Annotated in this window: 14 protein-coding genes and 2 pseudogenes; 9 read left to right on the forward strand and 7 right to left on the reverse strand. The window is 69.0% G+C overall.

The genetic code is table 11. The features are described from left to right. Positions 1 to 508: 508 nt before the first annotated feature. The 4 genes from P2L57_RS13870 to P2L57_RS13885 are packed head-to-tail and all read left to right on the forward strand — an operon-like array spanning position 509 to position 4,639. On the forward strand, positions 509 to 1,270 hold the full coding sequence (locus P2L57_RS13870; RefSeq protein WP_275813577.1) for a hypothetical protein: 762 nt from the start codon (positions 509 to 511) through the stop codon (positions 1,268 to 1,270). Between the two features lie 11 nt (positions 1,271 to 1,281). Continuing rightward, positions 1,282 to 1,893: a hypothetical protein gene (locus P2L57_RS13875; protein WP_275813580.1), complete on the forward strand. Its 612-nt coding sequence runs from the start codon at positions 1,282 to 1,284 to the stop codon at positions 1,891 to 1,893. Next, positions 1,883 to 2,665, forward strand: a complete 783-nt coding sequence (locus P2L57_RS13880; protein ID WP_275813583.1) for an HTTM domain-containing protein — start codon at positions 1,883 to 1,885, stop codon at positions 2,663 to 2,665. Before P2L57_RS13875 ends, P2L57_RS13880 begins: the two co-directional genes overlap by 11 nt. 6 nt (positions 2,666 to 2,671) lie before the next feature. After that, positions 2,672 to 4,639, forward strand: a complete 1,968-nt coding sequence (locus P2L57_RS13885) for an ABC transporter ATP-binding protein (RefSeq protein WP_275813586.1) — start codon at positions 2,672 to 2,674, stop codon at positions 4,637 to 4,639. 41 nt (positions 4,640 to 4,680) lie between these two features. On the opposite strand, the gene P2L57_RS13890 is transcribed toward P2L57_RS13885, so the two are convergent. Both P2L57_RS13890 and P2L57_RS13895 read right to left on the reverse strand, forming a co-directional pair. Further along, entirely contained in the window at positions 4,681 to 5,472 is a 792-nt protein-coding gene (locus P2L57_RS13890) for a YhjD/YihY/BrkB family envelope integrity protein (protein WP_275813762.1), read from the reverse strand. 158 nt (positions 5,473 to 5,630) lie between these two features. Next, the gene (locus tag P2L57_RS13895; RefSeq protein WP_275813589.1) at positions 5,631 to 5,855 is read right to left on the reverse strand and encodes a putative quinol monooxygenase; all 225 of its coding nucleotides are present in this window, start codon (positions 5,853 to 5,855) and stop codon (positions 5,631 to 5,633) included. Between the two features lie 192 nt (positions 5,856 to 6,047). Between P2L57_RS13895 and P2L57_RS13900 the strand changes: the two genes are divergently transcribed. The 5 genes and pseudogenes from P2L57_RS13900 to P2L57_RS13920 all read left to right on the forward strand — a co-directional run. Further along, entirely contained in the window at positions 6,048 to 6,635 is a 588-nt protein-coding gene (locus tag P2L57_RS13900) for a TetR/AcrR family transcriptional regulator (protein ID WP_275813592.1), read from the forward strand. 114 nt (positions 6,636 to 6,749) lie between these two features. Further along, positions 6,750 to 7,031 (forward strand): annotated as a pseudogene (locus P2L57_RS13905) (SDR family oxidoreductase); the annotation flags it as partial. A 123-nt stretch (positions 7,032 to 7,154) separates the two neighbouring features. Beyond that, on the forward strand, positions 7,155 to 7,418 hold the full coding sequence (locus tag P2L57_RS13910; protein WP_308292472.1) for a nuclear transport factor 2 family protein: 264 nt from the start codon (positions 7,155 to 7,157) through the stop codon (positions 7,416 to 7,418). A gap of 155 nt (positions 7,419 to 7,573) precedes the next feature. After that, positions 7,574 to 9,349 carry an MOSC and FAD-binding oxidoreductase domain-containing protein gene (locus P2L57_RS13915; protein ID WP_275813595.1) on the forward strand — a complete coding sequence of 592 codons (1,776 nt, stop codon included), beginning with the start codon at positions 7,574 to 7,576 and terminating at the stop codon, positions 9,347 to 9,349. Between the two features lie 107 nt (positions 9,350 to 9,456). After that, positions 9,457 to 9,876, forward strand: a pseudogene (locus P2L57_RS13920) (nucleotidyltransferase family protein); the annotation flags it as partial. Between the two features lie 210 nt (positions 9,877 to 10,086). Here P2L57_RS13920 and P2L57_RS13925 read toward each other — a convergent pair. The 5 genes from P2L57_RS13925 to P2L57_RS13945 form a co-directional block, all read right to left on the reverse strand. After that, positions 10,087 to 10,965, reverse strand: a complete 879-nt coding sequence (locus tag P2L57_RS13925; RefSeq protein WP_275813598.1) for a carbohydrate ABC transporter permease — start codon at positions 10,963 to 10,965, stop codon at positions 10,087 to 10,089. Then, positions 10,962 to 12,350, reverse strand: coding sequence for a carbohydrate ABC transporter permease (locus P2L57_RS13930; RefSeq protein ID WP_372515699.1), 1,389 nt, complete (start codon positions 12,348 to 12,350; stop codon positions 10,962 to 10,964). Before P2L57_RS13930 ends, P2L57_RS13925 begins: the two co-directional genes overlap by 4 nt. A gap of 10 nt (positions 12,351 to 12,360) precedes the next feature. Beyond that, entirely contained in the window at positions 12,361 to 13,701 is a 1,341-nt protein-coding gene (locus tag P2L57_RS13935) for an ABC transporter substrate-binding protein (protein WP_275813602.1), read from the reverse strand. Between the two features lie 63 nt (positions 13,702 to 13,764). Next, positions 13,765 to 15,495 (reverse strand): glycoside hydrolase family 13 protein, encoded by a 1,731-nt coding sequence (locus P2L57_RS13940; protein WP_275813605.1) that lies wholly within the window; start codon positions 15,493 to 15,495, stop codon positions 13,765 to 13,767. Between the two features lie 401 nt (positions 15,496 to 15,896). After that, positions 15,897 to 17,165 carry an ABC transporter substrate-binding protein gene (locus P2L57_RS13945; RefSeq protein WP_275813607.1) on the reverse strand — a complete coding sequence of 423 codons (1,269 nt, stop codon included), beginning with the start codon at positions 17,163 to 17,165 and terminating at the stop codon, positions 15,897 to 15,899. Positions 17,166 to 17,174 lie beyond the last annotated feature (9 nt).

Raw genomic sequence — 17,174 nt, forward strand, 5'->3', positions numbered from 1 at the left:
GCAATTCCTGGCCCATGGTTGGTCAATTCGGAATAATCCCGTCCGGTATGTTCGTTGGTCAAGGAACTCTCGGTTTCGGTCGTGCGGAGCGCTTCGACGGAAAACGGGAGGTCGCCACTCTGGTTGCCGTCCACCGGTTCCCGTGCGCACCCGGGTGGCATTCGCTGTAACCGCTCGGGTCGGCGTGAACGACTGTTCGACGATTTGCGGCTGGTCTTTGCGAAAAACCTGGTGGCCGTCCCCGGCGAGTCTGTGCAAGTGGTGACGGGCGGCTCCGGTTCCGGAAGTCTGCGGCATTCGATTTCCGGTGGAACTTATCCCCAAAACCGCAAGTGAACGCCGTGATCCCATTCGAATAGCACACATGCGCGCGCAGTGCGGGGTCAGGGTAGCGACTCCTAGGTGGTGCGGCCAAACGAAAATAATGACCGAAATCGGCGTTAGCGGGAGAAACGACTGCCGTGACATGGTTATGAAAAGCAGCAGCTCCGGCCCGAAGGGAACCGAGATGGGGAAGTGGGATTCGACGCGGGTGGGTGAGAAGCGGACGGGTGCGCCGGATGTGGTCGTGGTGACGATTCCGTCGGCTCTTCCTGACGTTCCGGTGGCCGGGATGCTCCCGCCCCCGGGCAGTGTGGTGGTGTATGTCGGTGACAGTGACGCCCCCCTGTGGCAGCAGTTGCGCGCGGCAGCACTACGCGGCGACTGGCGGCGCATGACCGAGACGGTGGCCCCCGCGGTCGCGGATGCGGGCACAGCGCTCATCGCGGGCTCGCGCTACTTCGATGTGCGCTGCGCGGGGCGGGTGCTTCAGCACGACGTCGCCTTGCCGAAGGGAGTGCCGTTCCGGACGCTTTCGTTCGCCTATACCGGCGGTCCGTTCTCGGAGGACGACCTGGAGATCGTGGAACACTCCGGCCAGGTTGCCGAGTATGTCGCCACGAGCTACGTGATCGTCCGCCGTGCGCCCGAGCTGACCGAGGTGGAGCGGCAGCTGCTTGACGCCGTCGGCCCGGACCAGTTGACCATCCGGCTGGCCCACGACGAGCCCTGTGGCAACATCACCACGTTCGACGTGGTGTGCGAGGCGGTCGGACGGGCGGCAAGGGAAGCGGTCGCGGCGAAGCACGCGCGGGCCGGAGTGGCCAGCGCCGAGGCGTTGCCGTCCTTGTCGCAGGAGGCGATCGGTGAGATCGTCGGTCGGCCTGGTGAGCCGGCAGCCTCCATGACCAGGCTGCTGGCGCTGCGTCAGCAGCTGTCCGCTCGCTAGCGGACTCGGCCGTGGGACCCGTACTCGTGGCCATCGTGCTGGTGGCATGGGTGGCTTGCACCGTATTGGCGTCACTGCCCAAGATCGGCAAGGTGGTCCGGGCACGGATTCCCGCCTGGTTCTCCCCGCTGCTTCCGTCCTGGACCTTCTTCGCACCGAGCCCGGCGACGAAGGACCGGACGCTCCTCTACCGCGACCTGCTGCACAACGGAGTGGGGCCGCTGAGAGAGGTGTGGCCGCAGGGAGTACCAGGGGGCCGAGCTGCGAAGGCTGTGGCCGACGAGTCCTCGCATCTGCTGGAGATGGTGATCTCGGCCCATGATGACGACGACGGCAGCAGGACCGACCGGTCCAAGGATGCCGAACTCATGATGAGCACGGCCTATCTGCTGCTGCTGGGCCGGGCGGTGGCGGCCGAGCATGATGTGTCCGCCGTGGGTGTCCAGTTCGTCATCGCCCTGACCAGCTTGCGTGGCGAGCAGCCGCAGGTCCTCTTCATCTCCGCCGCACATCAGTTGGAACCGAGACAGGGCGCTCGGCCGCAGCCTGACGACAGCTCAGTAGCCGGGGTGCCGCCGAGCCCGAACGTGCCGAACATGGGGGTGCGGGCTCATGCTGGGTGAGATCGAGGCCGGGCAGGCGATCCTCGGTATCGGCGGAGTCGGGTTGGGCGTTGCGGCCGCCAGGGATCTGCGCCATCGCGCCGAGTTCGGCCCCGGCGGCGTACTGTCCTGGGCGGTGATCGGCGTGTCCCGGGCATGGCCGCTGCGGTCGCTGCTCGCCTGGGAGCGGTATCGGGTTGTCCTGGTGCTGCAGTGCGTAGCCGGGCTGGCCGCCCCGGTGGCAGCGGTGACGACCAGGGCGGGGGCCGCCGCCCTGGCGTGTGCGCTGGCGGCCGCCGCGCTCCTGACCTTGCAGCGCAGCGGATACGGTACGGACGGCTCCGACCAGATGTTCGCTCTCGGGATGGTGGCCGCAGCGGTCACCTTGACGCTGGGCGGCCTGTACGGGCGGCTGTTCCTCGCCTTCCTGGCCACCCAACTGCTCTTGAGCTACGTGATCGCCGGAGTCGCGAAACTGGCCTCATCCACCTGGCGGGACGGCAGTTGCCTCGCCAAGATCCTGACCACCGCATCCTACGGCTCGCCGCGCGTCGCGGCCCTGCTGGCCGCACGACCGGTCCTGGCGCTGGCGCTGGCCTGGGGTGTGATGGTGTTGGAGAGCGCCTTCTGGCTGGTGGTGCTCGTGCCGAGAGGGCTGATGTGGTGTCTTCTCGCCGCCGCCGCCGCGATGCATCTCGGCATCGCCTGCGTCATGGGACTGCGGACCTTCCTCTTCGCCTTCGTCGGCGCCTATCCGGCGCTTGTCTTCACCATCGCGTCGGTCATGGGGTGACGGCGGATGCGCAGACGTGGTGGCCACGGCGGAGGCCAGGAAGCGAACGACGGGGCGGCACCGCCGTCGGAGTCCGAACGGCTGCTGTTCGGCGGCTCCCTCCGCTACGACGTGGGCTGGTCCCAGCACGAGCAGGCGTTCATCGAGCTGACCGCGTGGTCGATGGTGACACGGCTGCCCCGGCTCCTCGGGTCCGGATTCCGGCTCGCTCTGCAAGCGGACCGTCGCGCCGTACACGCCCTCGTCGGCTCCGAGTTCGGCCGAGGTGCGGCCCAGGCGCTGAGTCTGCTCGCCATCAACAGGGTGCTGGCCGGCCTGGTGGCGGGCACCACGATCCAAAGCCGCCTGCGCGGCGTGATGCCCGCACTGATCGTGGTGACCGCCGCGATGACGATCTCCGCACTGCTGCGCGCGGTCTCCACCTACGCCACCGGGCGGTTGGAGCCGAAGGTCGAGCGAGTGGCCACCGAGGCGTACCTTGAGCGAGCCTCGCGAGTCGAGCTCGCCGCGATCGAGGACGACGAGTTCCACCGGCTGCTGGACTCCGCGCGGTTCGGCGCCTCGTCCGCCCGCAGGATGATGGACAGCATCAACCGGATCGTCAACGCGATGATCTCGTTCGTCACTGCCGCGGGTGTGCTGACCGTACTGCACCCGGTACTGCTGCCGTTGCTGGTGGCCATGACCGTACCCAGCGCCTGGCGCGCGCTGGTGACCGCCCGCCGCCGCTACCAGTCGTTCCACACCTGGACCCAGCACTCCCGGGCCGGCGCGCTGTTGAGCCAGATGCTCACCAACGTGGGTGCCGCTCCCGAAGTCCGGGTGCACGGCGTCGGACCGTTCCTGCTGCACCACTTCCGGGCACTCTCCGAGGCCGCCGAAGCCGAACAGGCTCGCTTGGCCCGTATCGAGGCGCGCACCGGGCTCATCGCCGCATCGGGTATCGGGGTGGCGACCGTGGCCACGTACCTGACCCTGGGGGGCCTGCTTCTCGGCGGCGCGATGGCGCTGTCCGTGGCCGGTACCGCGGTGATCGCCATCCGTACCGGATCGGGCAGCCTCAACTCCCTTGTGCTGGAGATCAACGGCCTGCACCAGGAGGCTCTCTTCGTCGGCGACCTGGAGCGGCTCTGCGCCGAGGCCGACCGGCGCGCCATTCCGACCGGGGGGAAATCACTGCCCCAGCAACCGGCATCCATCCGGTTCGACCGTGTCACGTTCCGCTATCCAGGCAGTGACGGGCCGCCGGCCCTGGACGACGTGTCACTCACCATTCCGACGGGCAGGATCATCGCCCTGGTCGGTGGCAACGGCTCGGGAAAGACCACGCTCGCCAAGCTCCTCGCCGGTCTGTACACCCCGCAGCGCGGGCGGATCCTCTGGGACGACGTCGATGCGACCGAGGCCGACCGGCAACAGCTCTCGGACCGGATCGCCATGGTCGCGCAGGACTTCACCCGCTGGAGCTTCACAGCTCGGGCGAACTTCGCCATCGGCCGACCCGAGATTCCCATCAGCGACGCGCGCCTGCGTGCGGCGGTGCGCCAAGCGGGCGCGCAAGAACTCGTCGCCGAACTGCCGCGTGGGCTGGACACCCTGCTCGCCCGCGGCTTCCGTGGCGGACACCAGCTCTCCGGCGGGCAGTGGCAGCGCATCGGTATTGGCCGTGCCTCCTACCGCCAAAGCCAGATCCTCATCGTCGACGAGCCGACCGCCGCTCTCGACGCCCGCGCCGAGATCAAGGCGTTCGACGAGATCCGGGCCCTCGCGGACGGCGGCCGAACGGTCCTGCTCATCACCCACCGCCTCGCCTCGGTCCGGCACGCCGACCTCGTCCATGTCCTCGACCGCGGCCGCATCGTGGAGTCCGGTGCCCCGGACGAACTGCTCGCGGCCGGTGGTCTCTACGCCGAGCTGTACGAACTCCAAGCCAGCCAGTTCGCGGTGGGTCCGCCACGCCAGAGCCTGCTGTAGGGCCGCGATTCCCTGAGCACCATCGGCCCACCCCGTCGGCATCAGCCGACCCTCTTGTCCTCCTCGGGCGCCCACACCTGACCCAACAAGGCGCCGCCGAAGACCACGTAGCCGACACCGATCAGCCATGACTGCACGACCAACACGGTGCCCAACGCGCCGTAGCTGATGGCGTTGCTGACGATCAGCGGGGCGAAGACGAGGACCGAGAACCCGCGTAGACCCACCAGGCCCACCATCGTCGCCGCGGCGCCCGGCAGCAGCGCGCGCCAGTGCACCCGGCCGCCGATCAGGAACCACTGCCCCCACCAGAAGAACAGCACACCGAACAGCAAGGTCAGTGTCACCCGGAGCGACGACGCCGCCCAGCCGCGCTGCAGCACCTGGCCGCTTTGCACCTCCGCGTACAGATAAGCGGTCAGGGCGGCCAGCCACACCGCCTGACGCCAGACCTTGTGCCAGGGCCCGCTGGGCAGACCCCAGATCTTCTCGTAGCCGGTCTGCACACTCGCGGCGAAGGTCAGGCCGAAGACCACCAGCGCCGGAACACTGAACACACTCGTCGCGCTGAGCACCAGCCCCGGCGCGGCGAACAGGCGTTGCACCGAATGGGCCGAGCTGCCCGACAATCCCATCCCGTCGACCACCCACAGCGCGAACCCGCGCCGTTTGAACGGATCGGCGGCGGCCACCAGGATCAGCAGGGGAGCCAGGGTGACCACGGCCAGAGCGGCGAAGCCCATGGCTCGGTGCATGAGTTCCACTTCCTTGCCGCTCCGCCACAGCTCCTCTGCCCTGGAGCGCTCCCACACGCCGTGCAGGCGCCTTCGCATGGTGGTCACCGCAGGCCTCCCCGAATGACCGCGGGTGGGATGGCAGTGGTCACGGCGCCTCCTGGTCCGGGAGCACGGGTCGGCTTCGGGTGCCCGGTCCGCCGCCGAAGCCCGGTGCGGTACCGCGATACGGCAAACGGTCCTCGTCGCAGCTATGCCTACCCGCCGGGTCCGTCACCGGCGTCGTGGGCCTCCCAATGGGCGCGACTCGCCCAGCGCTCGACCAGGACGAAGCGGCCGGGATCCTCGTGCGACTGGTACGCCTCCCAATTGACGCAGCCGTCCTCGGCCAGACACAGGGGACGCATCCGGGCCACGGTGTCGGCGACCGAGTCGATGTCTGTGGTCTCGGGGACCCGGAGGATGACGATGAGGTCGAACATCAGCGCTCCTCAGGAGTGGGGTACTGCTCCGCGGCGGCGCCGGCGAGCTTGGGGAGCCACTCACCGACCGGCGTGCACCCTTTGGCTGGGGTGTCCTCTCTGCAGGAGGTGCGCGAGGACAGATGATGTCGGCAACTGTCATCATCGGCGCACCGATGACAGCTGCTGCCATCAGCCGTGTATGATCGAGGCATGAGCCGGTGGGAACCCAACGCACGCGGCCGCCTTGAGCAGGCGGCGCTGGAGCTGTACGGCGAGAGCGGGTTCGAGAGCACCACCGTCGCGGAGATCACCAAGCGCGCGGGACTCACGGAGCGAACGTTCTTCCGGCATTTCGCCGACAAGCGCGAGGTCCTGTTCGCGGGTGCGGGCGCACTCCAGGAAATGCTCGTGAGCAAGGTCAACGACGCGCCCGCTTCCTTGCCCCCGATCGAGGCGATCGCCACGGCTCTCCATGAGGTCGCCGATGCCGTGTTCGAGGAGCGCCGCGAGTTTGCACGACGGCGCCAAGCCGCCATCGCCGCGAACGCCGAGCTTCAAGAACGCGAGCTGATCAAGCTCGCCTCACTCTCCTCGGCTCTCGCCGACGCGCTGCGAGAGCGTGGCGTGGCGGACCCGGCCGCGAGTCTGGCTGCCGAGGCGGGGATCGCCGTCTTCAAGATCGCCTTCGAGCGCTGGACCAACGACACTGGCGAGCGAGCCCTGTCGCAACTCATCCGAGAATCCATGGACGAGCTGAAACTCGTGACCGGCGGACAGCCGCTGACTACTCGTCGCTAGCTCCAGGCGAATCTGTTCGGGAAAGGCCCGCCGTTCTTTGGTGAGCCCACCAACCTGCGGATGCCTCGTACAACCGGCATGCCGGGGCGATCAGCGGCTGTCGGCCCCTGCGGCAACACGGTCGCCCCGCACGGTGTGCGCGTCAACACCATCTCCTCGGGCTTCGTGCAGACCATCGTGGCCGACGACCTCGTCGACCGGATCGCACACGGCGCCGGTATCACTCACGAAGCGGCACTGCGGCAGCCGATGGACTCCCTCGGCGGCATCCCGCTCGGGCGCCCCGACCGGCCCGAGGAGGTCGCCGAGCTGGTCGCCTTCCTCGTCTCCGACCGCGCTTCTTCCATCGCCGGCGCCGAGCACGTCATAGACGGCGGCACCACCCCGACCGTCTGATCCGCCCCCCTTCACCGTCAGGAGCGCCATGAACGACAACCAGCCCCGTAGCATCGCCCCAGCCGCGCTCCCCGACGCGGTCACCCGCGATCTGAAGGCGCACGGGCGCATGACACCGACACAATGATCACCACGTTCACCGCCGACGCGACCGTGGTCGACGACAACAAGACGTACGAGGGCACCGCGGCGATGGAGCACTGGCTGACCCGCTCGGCCAGCGAGTACACGTACACCATCGAACCCACCGGCGCACAGCAGACCGACGCCACCCACTACACCGTCACGCACCATCTGGCGGGCAACTTCCCAGGCGGCACCGTCGACCTGCGCTACCAGTTCACCCTGCGCGACGGCCTCATCGAAGGCCTCGTCATCGAACCGTGAGACGCGGTGCCCCCGCACCGCGGATGGGCCGCTGGCACCGGACGCCCGGTGTGACCACGTCGAAACAGCGTGCGGGCAAGGCCCCGATTGCGAAGTACGCCGTGGAGATTAGCGTGGCAAGAGCCGGGGTGTCGCCCACTGAAGGAGATGGGCACATGGCCACTCTGCTCTCCGTGAACGTCGGCCTGCCCAAGGACGTCCGCTGGCATGGCAGGACGACACACACCGGAGTCTGGAAGCAGCCCGTCACGGGGCCCCGGACGGTTCGGCGGCTCAATGTGGACGGCGACGGCCAGGGCGACCTCGCCGGGCACGGTGGCGAGCAGCGCGCCGTGCTGGTCTACCAGATCGACTCGTACCGCTACTGGCAGGAACAGCTGAAGCGAGACGATTTCACCTTCGGCCAGTTCGGCGAGAACTTCACGGTCGATGGACTACCCGATGACGAAGTGTGCATCGGCGACCGCTACCGCATCGGAAGCGCGGTGTTCGAGGTCACCCAGCCCCGTGTGACCTGCTACCGGGTGGGGTTGCGGATGGACGAGCCGCAGATGGCCGCTCTGCTCGTCGCTCATGCGCGTCCGGGCTTCTATTTCCGCGTACTCACCGAAGGGGAGGTCGAGGCGGGCGACGAGATCGTCAAAGTCGCCTCCGGACCTGGGCAGATGACCGTCGCGGAGATAGACGCTCTGCTCTACATGCCAGGTCACGAGCGATCGCAAGTCGAGCGTGCCCTGCGCATCCCGGCGCTGAGCCCGGGATGGAAGAGCTCGATGCAATCCCTGCTGGAGGAGGCGGACCGCCAGCCGGGCGCGACCGCGGGCAACGCCGGACTGACCTCGGCCGCCGTCAGCCCGCCGCCGGCATGGCCGGGATTCCGTTCGCTGAAGGTCTCCCGCATCGACCCGGAGAGCAGCAGCATCTTCTCCATCACCATGGCCTCGACCGATGGCTCGCCGCTCCCGGCGGCACTGCCCGGCCAGTTCATCACGGTGCGGCTACGCCCGGACGCGAACGGTCCGCCCTTGATCCGCAGCTACTCGCTGTCCGGTCGGCCGGGCGCCGCGGAGTACCGGATCAGCGTGAAGCAGGAGCCGCACGGCGCCGCGAGCACCTACCTGCGCGAGCACCTGGCGGTGGGTGACGTGCTCGAAGTGGCGGCGCCGCGGGGAACGTTCACCCTGGCCCGAGGCACCGTCCCCGTCCTGCTGCTGTCCGCCGGAGTCGGCGCGACTCCGGTGCTCGCCATGCTCCACGCGCTTGCCGACGCGGACTCCCGACGCCCGGTGTGGTGGCTGCATGGGGCACGCGACAGCCGCAATCACCCCTTCGCCGACGAGACGCGTGCCCTACTGGCCCGACTGCCGAACAGCCGCGCCTACATCTCGTACAGCCGTCCGCGCGACGGTGACCGGGCAGGCATCGACTACACCACCGCTGGGCGGCTCTCGGCGGAGAGCATCCGTGGCCTCGATCCCCCGCAGGACGCGGATGCCTACATCTGCGGACCGACCGCGTTCATGGAGGACATGACCAACGCCCTGGGGGCGTGCGGGCTTGCGGCCGACCGCATCCGCACCGAGGCCTTCGGCGCGCTGTCGGCGATCACCCCCGGCATCGCGCCGCAAGCCGGCAAGGTCCCGCACCAGCCCGCTCACCCACCCGGCCAAGCGCCGGGCCCCACCGTCTCGTTCGCCCGCAGTGGCCTCGCCGTGCCATGGCATCCCGGCTACGGGACACTGCTCGAACTCGCTGAGGCCTGCGACATTCCGGTGCGGTGGTCCTGCCGCACCGGGGTGTGCCACACCTGCGAGACCGCCGTGCTCTTGGGCCGTGTCGACTACTCGCCGGAGCCGATCGAGGCACCGGCCGAAGGCAACGCCCTCATCTGCTGTTCGCGTCCGTCGGCGGACCTGGTGCTGGACATGTGACCACGGCCATGGTCCACCGGGCCACCAGAGGCTGCGATGGTCCAGGCCGGTCCAGCGCGGAGGGAAAAGAACCGCGTCCGCGGAACGCGATCGATACGCTCGCGTCCATGCCGGGAGACGATGGCGAAGCCTTCCTCGACCACATCACGCAACAGCTCGCGGCGTTGCCCTGTGTGCAAGCAGTCGCGCTGGGAGGCTCACGTGCCACCGGGACACACGGACCGGACAGCGATTGGGACTTCGCCATCTACTACCGAGGGGCGTTCCGCCCCGACAGTCTGCGCGCCCTCGACTGGCAGGGACAGGCGTGCGACATCGGCGGATGGGGCGGCGTGTTCAACCGCGGTGCCTGGCTGCACGTCGACGACCGGCACATCGACGTGCACCACCGCGACCTTGACGACGTCGAGCACCAACTCGCCGAGGCGCGCGAGGGCCGCTTCCGCGTCGAGAGACTGCTCTTCCACCTCGCCGGTGTTCCGACCTACATCGTCGTAGCCGAGCTGGCCGTCAACTCGACGAAGCGACCGCCCTGCTGGAGCGCGCGATGAACGAAGCCTGATCGGCGGGGCCTGCCCGGCGTCGGGCAAGGAACATCGGGCGATGGACACCCTGATGACCCCCGGCTCACCCAGAGCCACGCCCACCGTTCGGCGCAGAGTGGCGAAGAAGGAGCTACGGGGTGTGGCAGACGGCTTCCACAACTGCCGCGGACTTGTCCCCGATATCCGACAGGACTACTTCACCGCGCCCGCCATGATGCCGTTGACGAACTGGCGCTGGAAGGCGAAGAAGACGGCCAGCGGGATCACCATGGACAGGAAGGCGCCCGAGGACAGCACGTCGATGTTGTCGCCGAACTGGCGGGTCTGCTGCTGGAGCGCGACGGTAAGCGGTGCGGAGTTGCTGTTGGCGAAGATCAGCGCCACCAGCATGTCGTTCCACACCCACAGGAACTGGAAGATGGCCAGCGAAGCGATGGCCGGGCCGCCCAGTGGCAGCACCACCCGGGCGAACAACCGCAGTTCGCCCGCACCGTCCAGCCGCGCCGCCTCCAGTAGTTCGCGCGGGATCTCGGCGAAGAAGTTGCGCAGCAGGAAGATGGCGAACGGCAGACCGAAGGCCGTGTGGAAGAGGATGACGCCGAACAGGCTGCCGAAGATACCGAGTCGGGCATACAGGTCGGTGACCGGTATCAGCGCGACCTGCACGGGGACCACCAGCAGCCCGATGAGCAGCAGGAACAGCCAGTCCCTGCCGGGGAACTCCAGCCAGGCGAAGGCGTATCCGGCCGCGGCGCCGATGACGACGACGAGGAGGGTGGCGGGGACGGTGATCAGCACGGTGTTGAGCAGGGCGTGGGTGATCGCCGAATTGCCCATCAGACTCGCGTAGTTGTGCAGAGTCAGCTGCGCCGGGCTGGTGAAGACCTGCCACCATCCGGAGCTCTGGATGTCGGTGGGGCCGCGCAGCGACGAGACCAGCAGCCCGAGGGTGGGCACCAGCCAGAACAGCGCGACCAGCAGCAGCGCCAGCCGCATCGCGCCACCGCCGAACCGGGCGGTCAGACGAGCGGGCAGACTGGGGATGGGCCGGGGGGAGTCGACGGCGGTCACCGGGAGCGCTCCTTCCGGAAGCGGCGGATGTTGAAGAACATGGCGGGCAGTACGAGGAGCAGCAGCACGACCCCGAGGGCGCTGCCCACTCCCTGGTCGTTGCCGCCGCCGAAAGAGGAGAGGTACAACTGCAGGGCGAGCACGTTGGCGTCCTGCTGGGTGGGTCCGGGCGCGATGACGTACACCAGGTCGAAGACCTTGAGCACGTTGATGATCAGCGTGACCAGGACCACGACGAGCACCGGGGCCAGCAGCGGCACGGTGATCTTCCGGAAGACCTGCCATTCGCTCGCGCCGTCCACCCGGGCGGCCTCAAGCAGCTCCCGTGGCACTCCTGCCAGCCCGGCCGCGATGAGCACCATCGCGAAACCGGTCCACATCCAGATGTACGAGCCGATGATGGACCAGGTCACCAGGGTCGGGCCGAGCCAGTTGACGCCCCCGTACTGCGCCGTGAAGTTGGACTCCGGCAGGCTCAGCCGCACCGGGCCCCCGGCGACACTGGACGCCGGAAGGACGAACGTGCCGTCCTTGGCCGAGGTGGCGGTGGCGACCGTATGGCCGTCGCGTACCGCCTGGATCCGCATGCCGGACAGGGCCTTCATACCCGGCTCGATCTTGCCCGGTGTGCCGCCACCGCCCGGCTTGAAGTCCAGCCACACCGTTCCGCACACCGCACCTGACGGGCAGTGGGCGGGGACGGCGGCCTGCTGCGCGCCGTGCAGCGTGGTGGGCGCGATGCCGACGAGCGGCAGCATTGCCGGGGTGCCGGGGGAGACGGCCGCGGTGGTGGTGTAGCCGCCGTCGTCGGAAGCGGCCAGAGCGCTCCCGGCCCGCGGATGCGCCCCCGGATAGGCGGAGGCCTTGAAGAAGGTGTCGTGCACACCGACCACCACCGCGTTGGCCACGCCCTTGGCCGGGTCCTGGTCGTAGACCAGGCGGAAGATGATGCCGGCCGCCAGCATTGAGATGGCCATCGGCATGAAGACCACCAGCTTGAAGGCGGTGCCCCAGCGGATCCGTTCGGTCAGTACCGCGAAGATCAGCCCGAGTGCGGTGGCCAGGGTCGGCGCCACCACGACCCAGATGGCGTTGTTCTCCAGCGCGGTGAGGGTCTGATGGTCGGTGAAGACGTTGACGTAGTTGCCCGGCCCCACGAAGCGCGCGAAGCCGTCGGCGCCGAACAGGCTGCGCACCACGGTCCAGCCGATGGGGTACGCCACCAGTGCGCCGAGCACCACGAGCGCTGGCAGCAGGAAGCAGGCGGCGGCCCAGGGCCGGGCGCCGATCAGCGAGCGCGGGCGACGCGGAACGCGTCCGTTGGGTGTGCTGGGGCGGGCCGGAGCGCCCTGGGGGGCGCTCGCGGCCACGGTCTGGCCTGCCAACTCCGTCACCTCAGCCCGCGTTGCCGTAGGCCTTGGCGGCGTCCGCCTCCAGCTTGCCCTGCGCCCCGGCCACGTCGGACGGGTTGGCGAGGAAGTCCTGGAGGTCCTTCCACTCACCCTGCCCCTTGGTGCCGCCGAAGGCCGCCGGTGCCTGGTCGGACATGTCGAAGCGGAAGGTGTCGCCGGCCTGGATCACCGACTGCGCGAGCGCGCGTTGGGTGGCGTTCGGGTACACGGACAGGTCCAGCGCCTTGTCGGGGGAGATGAACCCGCCCTGCTGGACCGCGATCCGCGCCGCGTCGGGCGACGCCAGGTACTGCAGCAGTGCCTGCGCACCCGCGTTGTCCTTGAGCGCCACCGCCACGTCGCCGCCGGAGACCAGCGGTGCCTTCCCGCCGTCGACAGCCGGGAACGGGAAGAACTTGGCGTCCGTGCCGAGCTTCGCCTTGGTGTCGCTGGCGATGTTGGTGGCCACGAAGTCGCCCTCGTAGACCATGGCGGCCTTCGGCGGGTTGGCGAAGGTCTGGTCGACAGAGGTCGGGAACTCGGTCTGCAGCGCGCCGCGATTGCCGCCCGCGATCAGCGAGGACTTGCCGAACAACTGGCCGAGAGTGGTCAGTGCCTTGGCGACCGAGGGGTCGGTCCACTTGTTCTGGTGCTTGGTCAGCTTGTCGTAGAGGTCGGGCCCGGCCTGGCTGAGATAGATGTTCTCGAACCAGTCGGTGAGGGTCCAGCCGTCGGCCCCGCCGACGGAGACCGGCGTCGTACCGGAGTCCGAGATGGTCTGCGCGTCTTTGAGGAACTCGGCCCAGGTGGTGGGTGGTTGGGCGATCCCGGCCGTCTGGAAGGCGCTGGTGTTGTACCAGACCGTGGACTTGTTGGCGGCCTTGAAGTAGACGCCGTACTGCTTGCCGCCGGACGCGCCGAGGTTCTTCCAGCCGGAGCTGTAGTTACTGGAAAGCTCCTTGTCGACGGCCGAGTTGACCGGCTTGAGCCAGCCCGCCTTGGCGAACTGCGCCAATACGCCCGGCTGCGGCAGGAACGCCACATCAGGGGCCGCGCCGCCCTGGATCTTGGTGCCCAGGAAGGTCGAGACATCGTCACCGGTGGGTACGAAGCTGGTCTGCGCCCCGGTCAACTTGTCGAACTGCTGGATCACCTTGAGGAAGTTCTGCTGCTCCGGGCCGGTCCACACCGCCGCGACCTGCAGATGCTGCCCGTGCAGATCGGGCAGCTTCACCCCTGACGAGGTGGCGCCACCCGCGGCGGTGGAGGACCCGCCGCCACCGCATGCGGTCGATGCCATCGCCAGGGCGACCGTTGTGATGCCGATTGCCAGTCTGCGGTTCATGGTGTTCCTCCTGGTTGAGTGAGTGCTGTCAGTTGTGTGGCGAGTGGGTAGGGCGTTCGCGGATCAGGCCGTGAGGTGGTCGCAGACCCACCAGGCCGCCGTGTTCCCGGGCAGTACGCCTGGTGGGCAGGCCCGGCTGGCGAGCAGTGGGATGCCGTCGACGGGTGCGGCCACCGGCAGGTCGCCGAAGTTCACGGCGCACACCAGGCCCTCCCCGCGGACGAAGGCCAGGACCTGCGGCGGCGAGTCCAGCCAGCGCACCGCGCCCGCTCCGAGTTGCGGCAGGCTGCGGCGCAGATGGATTGCGTCGCGGTACAGGTGCCAGAAGGACCCGGTGTCGGCCAGCGCCCGCTCCGTGGTGTGGTTGGCGAACCATTCCGGTTGCGGAAGCCACGGCTGCACCGGCGCGTCGCCCGGGGTGAAGCCGAACGGTGACGCCTGGCCGGACCACGGCAGCGGGATCCGGCAGCCGTCGCGGACCTTCAGCCGGCTGCCGGTCCGCCGGAAGATCGGGTCGGTGAGCACCTCGTCGGGCAGGTCCACGACCTCGGGAAGGCCGAGTTCCTCGCCCTGGTAGACGTAGGCGGCGCCGGGCAGCGCGAGCATCAGCAGCGCCGCGGCCCGCGCTCGGGCGCCGCCGGGATCGGGCAGATCGCTCCCGTCAGCGGGGGTGGGCGCGGCGTAACGGGTTACGGCCCTGATCTGGTCGTGGTTGTTGAGCACCCAGGTGATCGTCGAACCGGTCCCGGCGATGTCTTGCAGCGCCTCGGCGATGACGCGCTGGAAGACCTCCGCGTCCCAGGGCGCGGTCAACAGGTGGAAGAAGAAGGCCTGGTGGAGTTCGTCGGGCCGTACGTACCGGGCCTGATCGGCAGGGGTCGGCACCGACACCTCGCCCACCAGGAGGCGGTCGCATCCGTCCAGCGCCGTGTACTCCTCGCAGATCGCGCGCCATTCGCGCCACACCTGGTGCACCTCGGGCTGGTTCCACGCCAGGGGGTTGACCGAGTCCCGGGTTCGTTCGTCGGCTTCGGGGTCGGCGGAGTCCGGCAGTTCGGGGTGCTTGAACAGGCCCGCGGCCACGTCGATGCGGAATCCGTCGATGCCGCGGTCCAGCCAGAAGCGCAGCACCTGCTCGAAGTGGCGGCGCACCGCGGGATGGCGCCAGTTCCAGTCGGGCTGCTCGGGGGTGAAGAGATGTAGGTACCACTCGCCCGGGGTGCCATCGGATTCGACGATCCGAGTCCACGCCGGACCGCCGAACATCGCCCGCCAGTTGTTGGGCGGCAGTTCGCCGTGCGCGCCGCGCCCCGGGGCGAAGTGGAAGCGGGAGCGCGCGGCGCTGCCGGGGCCGTCGGCGAGCGCCTGGCGGAACCAGGGGTGCTCGCTCGAGCAGTGGTTGGGGACGATGTCGACCAGGCACTTGAGACCCAGCCGGTGCGCATCGCGCACCAGTCGGTCGAAGGCCGCGAGGTCGCCGTAGAGCGGGTCCACATCGCAGTAGTCGGCGACGTCGTACCCGTGGTCGTGCTGCGGCGACGGATAGAACGGGGTGAGCCAGATGCCGTCCACCCCGAGTCGCTTGAGGTACGGCAGTCCGGCGCTGACTCCCGCGAGGTCGCCGATGCCGTCACCGGTGCTGTCCAGGAAGCTGCGGACATAGACCTGGTAGATCAGCGCGTCCCGCCACCACTGGCGGGGCACGCCCGGGGCGTTCCCCGCTCTCGGCCCCGGCACCGGTGCCGTGCGCACCGTGCTTCCCGCCGAGTCGTCGTACACCGGAGCGCCGATCATCCGTCACCGTCCTGGTCAGGCGTGTGACCCGCACACGCGAATAGCTCTGTTGTTCGATCGCCGACGCGGGCCACGGCCGGTTCGGCTGGCTGGCGTGTCGGTGGGGTCTGCCCGCGGTGCGGCGTACGGTGCCGGAACCTCGGGGCCTTGCTGACGCCCCGGGGCGAGGTGCATGCATGTTATGTATAGCCGTCGAGTATGTGTCAACGGTGAGAACAGATATTTCCGCGCCGGGGTGATGTCCCTGCTCACGCGCTCGCCGGCTCGGATGCATGACGGGCATGTGTCAACGGCGTTGCGGGAGGCCGACGCGGTACGAACCGGAAGCAGGCATGCCGAAGCACCGGCAGTGCCGTAGGACTGCCGGTGCTACCCGGAGGTGAAGGGGTGGGCCGCCGCCGTCAGGGACCGCGGACGATGGTGCCCAGTTCGTCCGCCAGCCGGGCCGTCGCCTCGTCCGGCGAGCGCCGCAGCGTGAGGGCGTCGTGCGCCGCCTCGGCCACCGCGAGGCTCACCTGGTCGTAGTCCGGAGTCTTGGGACGGGGCTTGGCCGACAGGATGCTCTGCCGCAGCACCGGCAGATACGGATACCGCCTGACCAGCGCCGGATCGGTGTACAGCTGCGCCCACACCGGCGGCAGCGAGCCCTGCAGCAGCACCTGGCGTTCGTTGTCCAGCCCGGTGAGGAACCGGATCAGCGCCCGCGCCGTCTTCTGGTGCCGCGAGTAGCTGCTCACGGCGAGGTTGGAGCCGCCGAGCGAACTGGAACCCGGCCCGTCAAGACCGGGCAGCGGCACCACGCCGAACCTGCCCGCGATCGGCGAGCCCTTCGCCTCGCCCAGGTCGTACGCGTACGGCCAGTTCCGCATGAACAGGTAGCGGCCGTCCTGGAACGCCTGGCGGGACTCCTCCTCCTTGAAGGTCAACGCCTCCTGCGGGATCCAGCCCTCGCGTACCCCGCGCACCAGGAAGTCCAGTGCCTGCCGGGCCGCGGGCGAGTCGACGGCGACCTTGGTGCCCTCGCCGGACAGCAGCTGACCACCGGCGGACTGCACCGCCTCCGCGTAGTTGACGGTGAGCCCCTCGTACGGCAGGAACTGGCCGGCGTAGCCCTTGAGGCCGTAGCGAGGTGCCACCGTCCTGGCGTCCCGCTCAAGGTCCGCCCATGTCCGCGGTGGCGGCAGATGCTCGCGGTCGAGGATGTCCTTGCGGTAGTAGAGCACTCCGGCATTGGTCACATAGGGGACCGCGTAGAGCCGGTCACGGAAGGTCGCCGTGTCGACAACGGGCTTGAGGAACTTGTCGAGCGGGAACTGATGCGTGTCCAGCGGACTGATCCATCCGGCGGCGGCGAACTCCGCGGTCCAGGAGACGTCCATGTTGAGCACGTCGTACCGCTCGCTCTTCGCCTGCAGATTGCTGATCATCTGGGCACGTACGTCGTCGGCGGCCTCGGGCAGCTCGATCAACGTGGCCTTCTGCGTCGGGTGGGAGGCGTTCCACACCTGCAGTCGACCCCGCAGATAGCCGGTGAGGTCCCGCCCGGTGGCCAGCGTTACCGGACCGGTACCGTCGGCGCCGGTGCTGACCGCCGAGCTGGCGGGCGAGCCGCACCCGGAGAGCAGCAGCACCCCGGTCACCACCCAACGCGCCACCATGGACCAGCGCATGTGTTCCTC

The organism is Streptantibioticus ferralitis (genome assembly GCF_029223525.1).
GTDB lineage: Bacteria > Actinomycetota > Actinomycetes > Streptomycetales > Streptomycetaceae > Streptantibioticus_A > Streptantibioticus_A ferralitis.

What these genes read in the sequence shown, in the direction of transcription:
- P2L57_RS13870 (WP_275813577.1), top strand. Translation starts at nt 509, where the DNA reads ATGGGGAAGTGGGATTCGACGCGGGTGGGTGAGAAGCGGACGGGTGCG.
- P2L57_RS13880 (WP_275813583.1), top strand. Translation starts at nt 1,883, where the DNA reads ATGCTGGGTGAGATCGAGGCCGGGCAGGCGATCCTCGGTATCGGCGGA.
- P2L57_RS13885 (WP_275813586.1), top strand. Translation starts at nt 2,672, where the DNA reads ATGCGCAGACGTGGTGGCCACGGCGGAGGCCAGGAAGCGAACGACGGG.
- P2L57_RS13890 (WP_275813762.1), bottom strand. Translation starts at nt 5,472, where the DNA reads ATGCGAAGGCGCCTGCACGGCGTGTGGGAGCGCTCCAGGGCAGAGGAG.
- P2L57_RS13895 (WP_275813589.1), bottom strand. Translation starts at nt 5,855, where the DNA reads ATGTTCGACCTCATCGTCATCCTCCGGGTCCCCGAGACCACAGACATC.
- P2L57_RS13900 (WP_275813592.1), top strand. Translation starts at nt 6,048, where the DNA reads ATGAGCCGGTGGGAACCCAACGCACGCGGCCGCCTTGAGCAGGCGGCG.
- P2L57_RS13910 (WP_308292472.1), top strand. Translation starts at nt 7,155, where the DNA reads ATGATCACCACGTTCACCGCCGACGCGACCGTGGTCGACGACAACAAG.
- P2L57_RS13915 (WP_275813595.1), top strand. Translation starts at nt 7,574, where the DNA reads ATGGCCACTCTGCTCTCCGTGAACGTCGGCCTGCCCAAGGACGTCCGC.
- P2L57_RS13935 (WP_275813602.1), bottom strand. Translation starts at nt 13,701, where the DNA reads ATGAACCGCAGACTGGCAATCGGCATCACAACGGTCGCCCTGGCGATG.
- P2L57_RS13940 (WP_275813605.1), bottom strand. Translation starts at nt 15,495, where the DNA reads ATGATCGGCGCTCCGGTGTACGACGACTCGGCGGGAAGCACGGTGCGC.
- P2L57_RS13945 (WP_275813607.1), bottom strand. Translation starts at nt 17,165, where the DNA reads ATGCGCTGGTCCATGGTGGCGCGTTGGGTGGTGACCGGGGTGCTGCTG.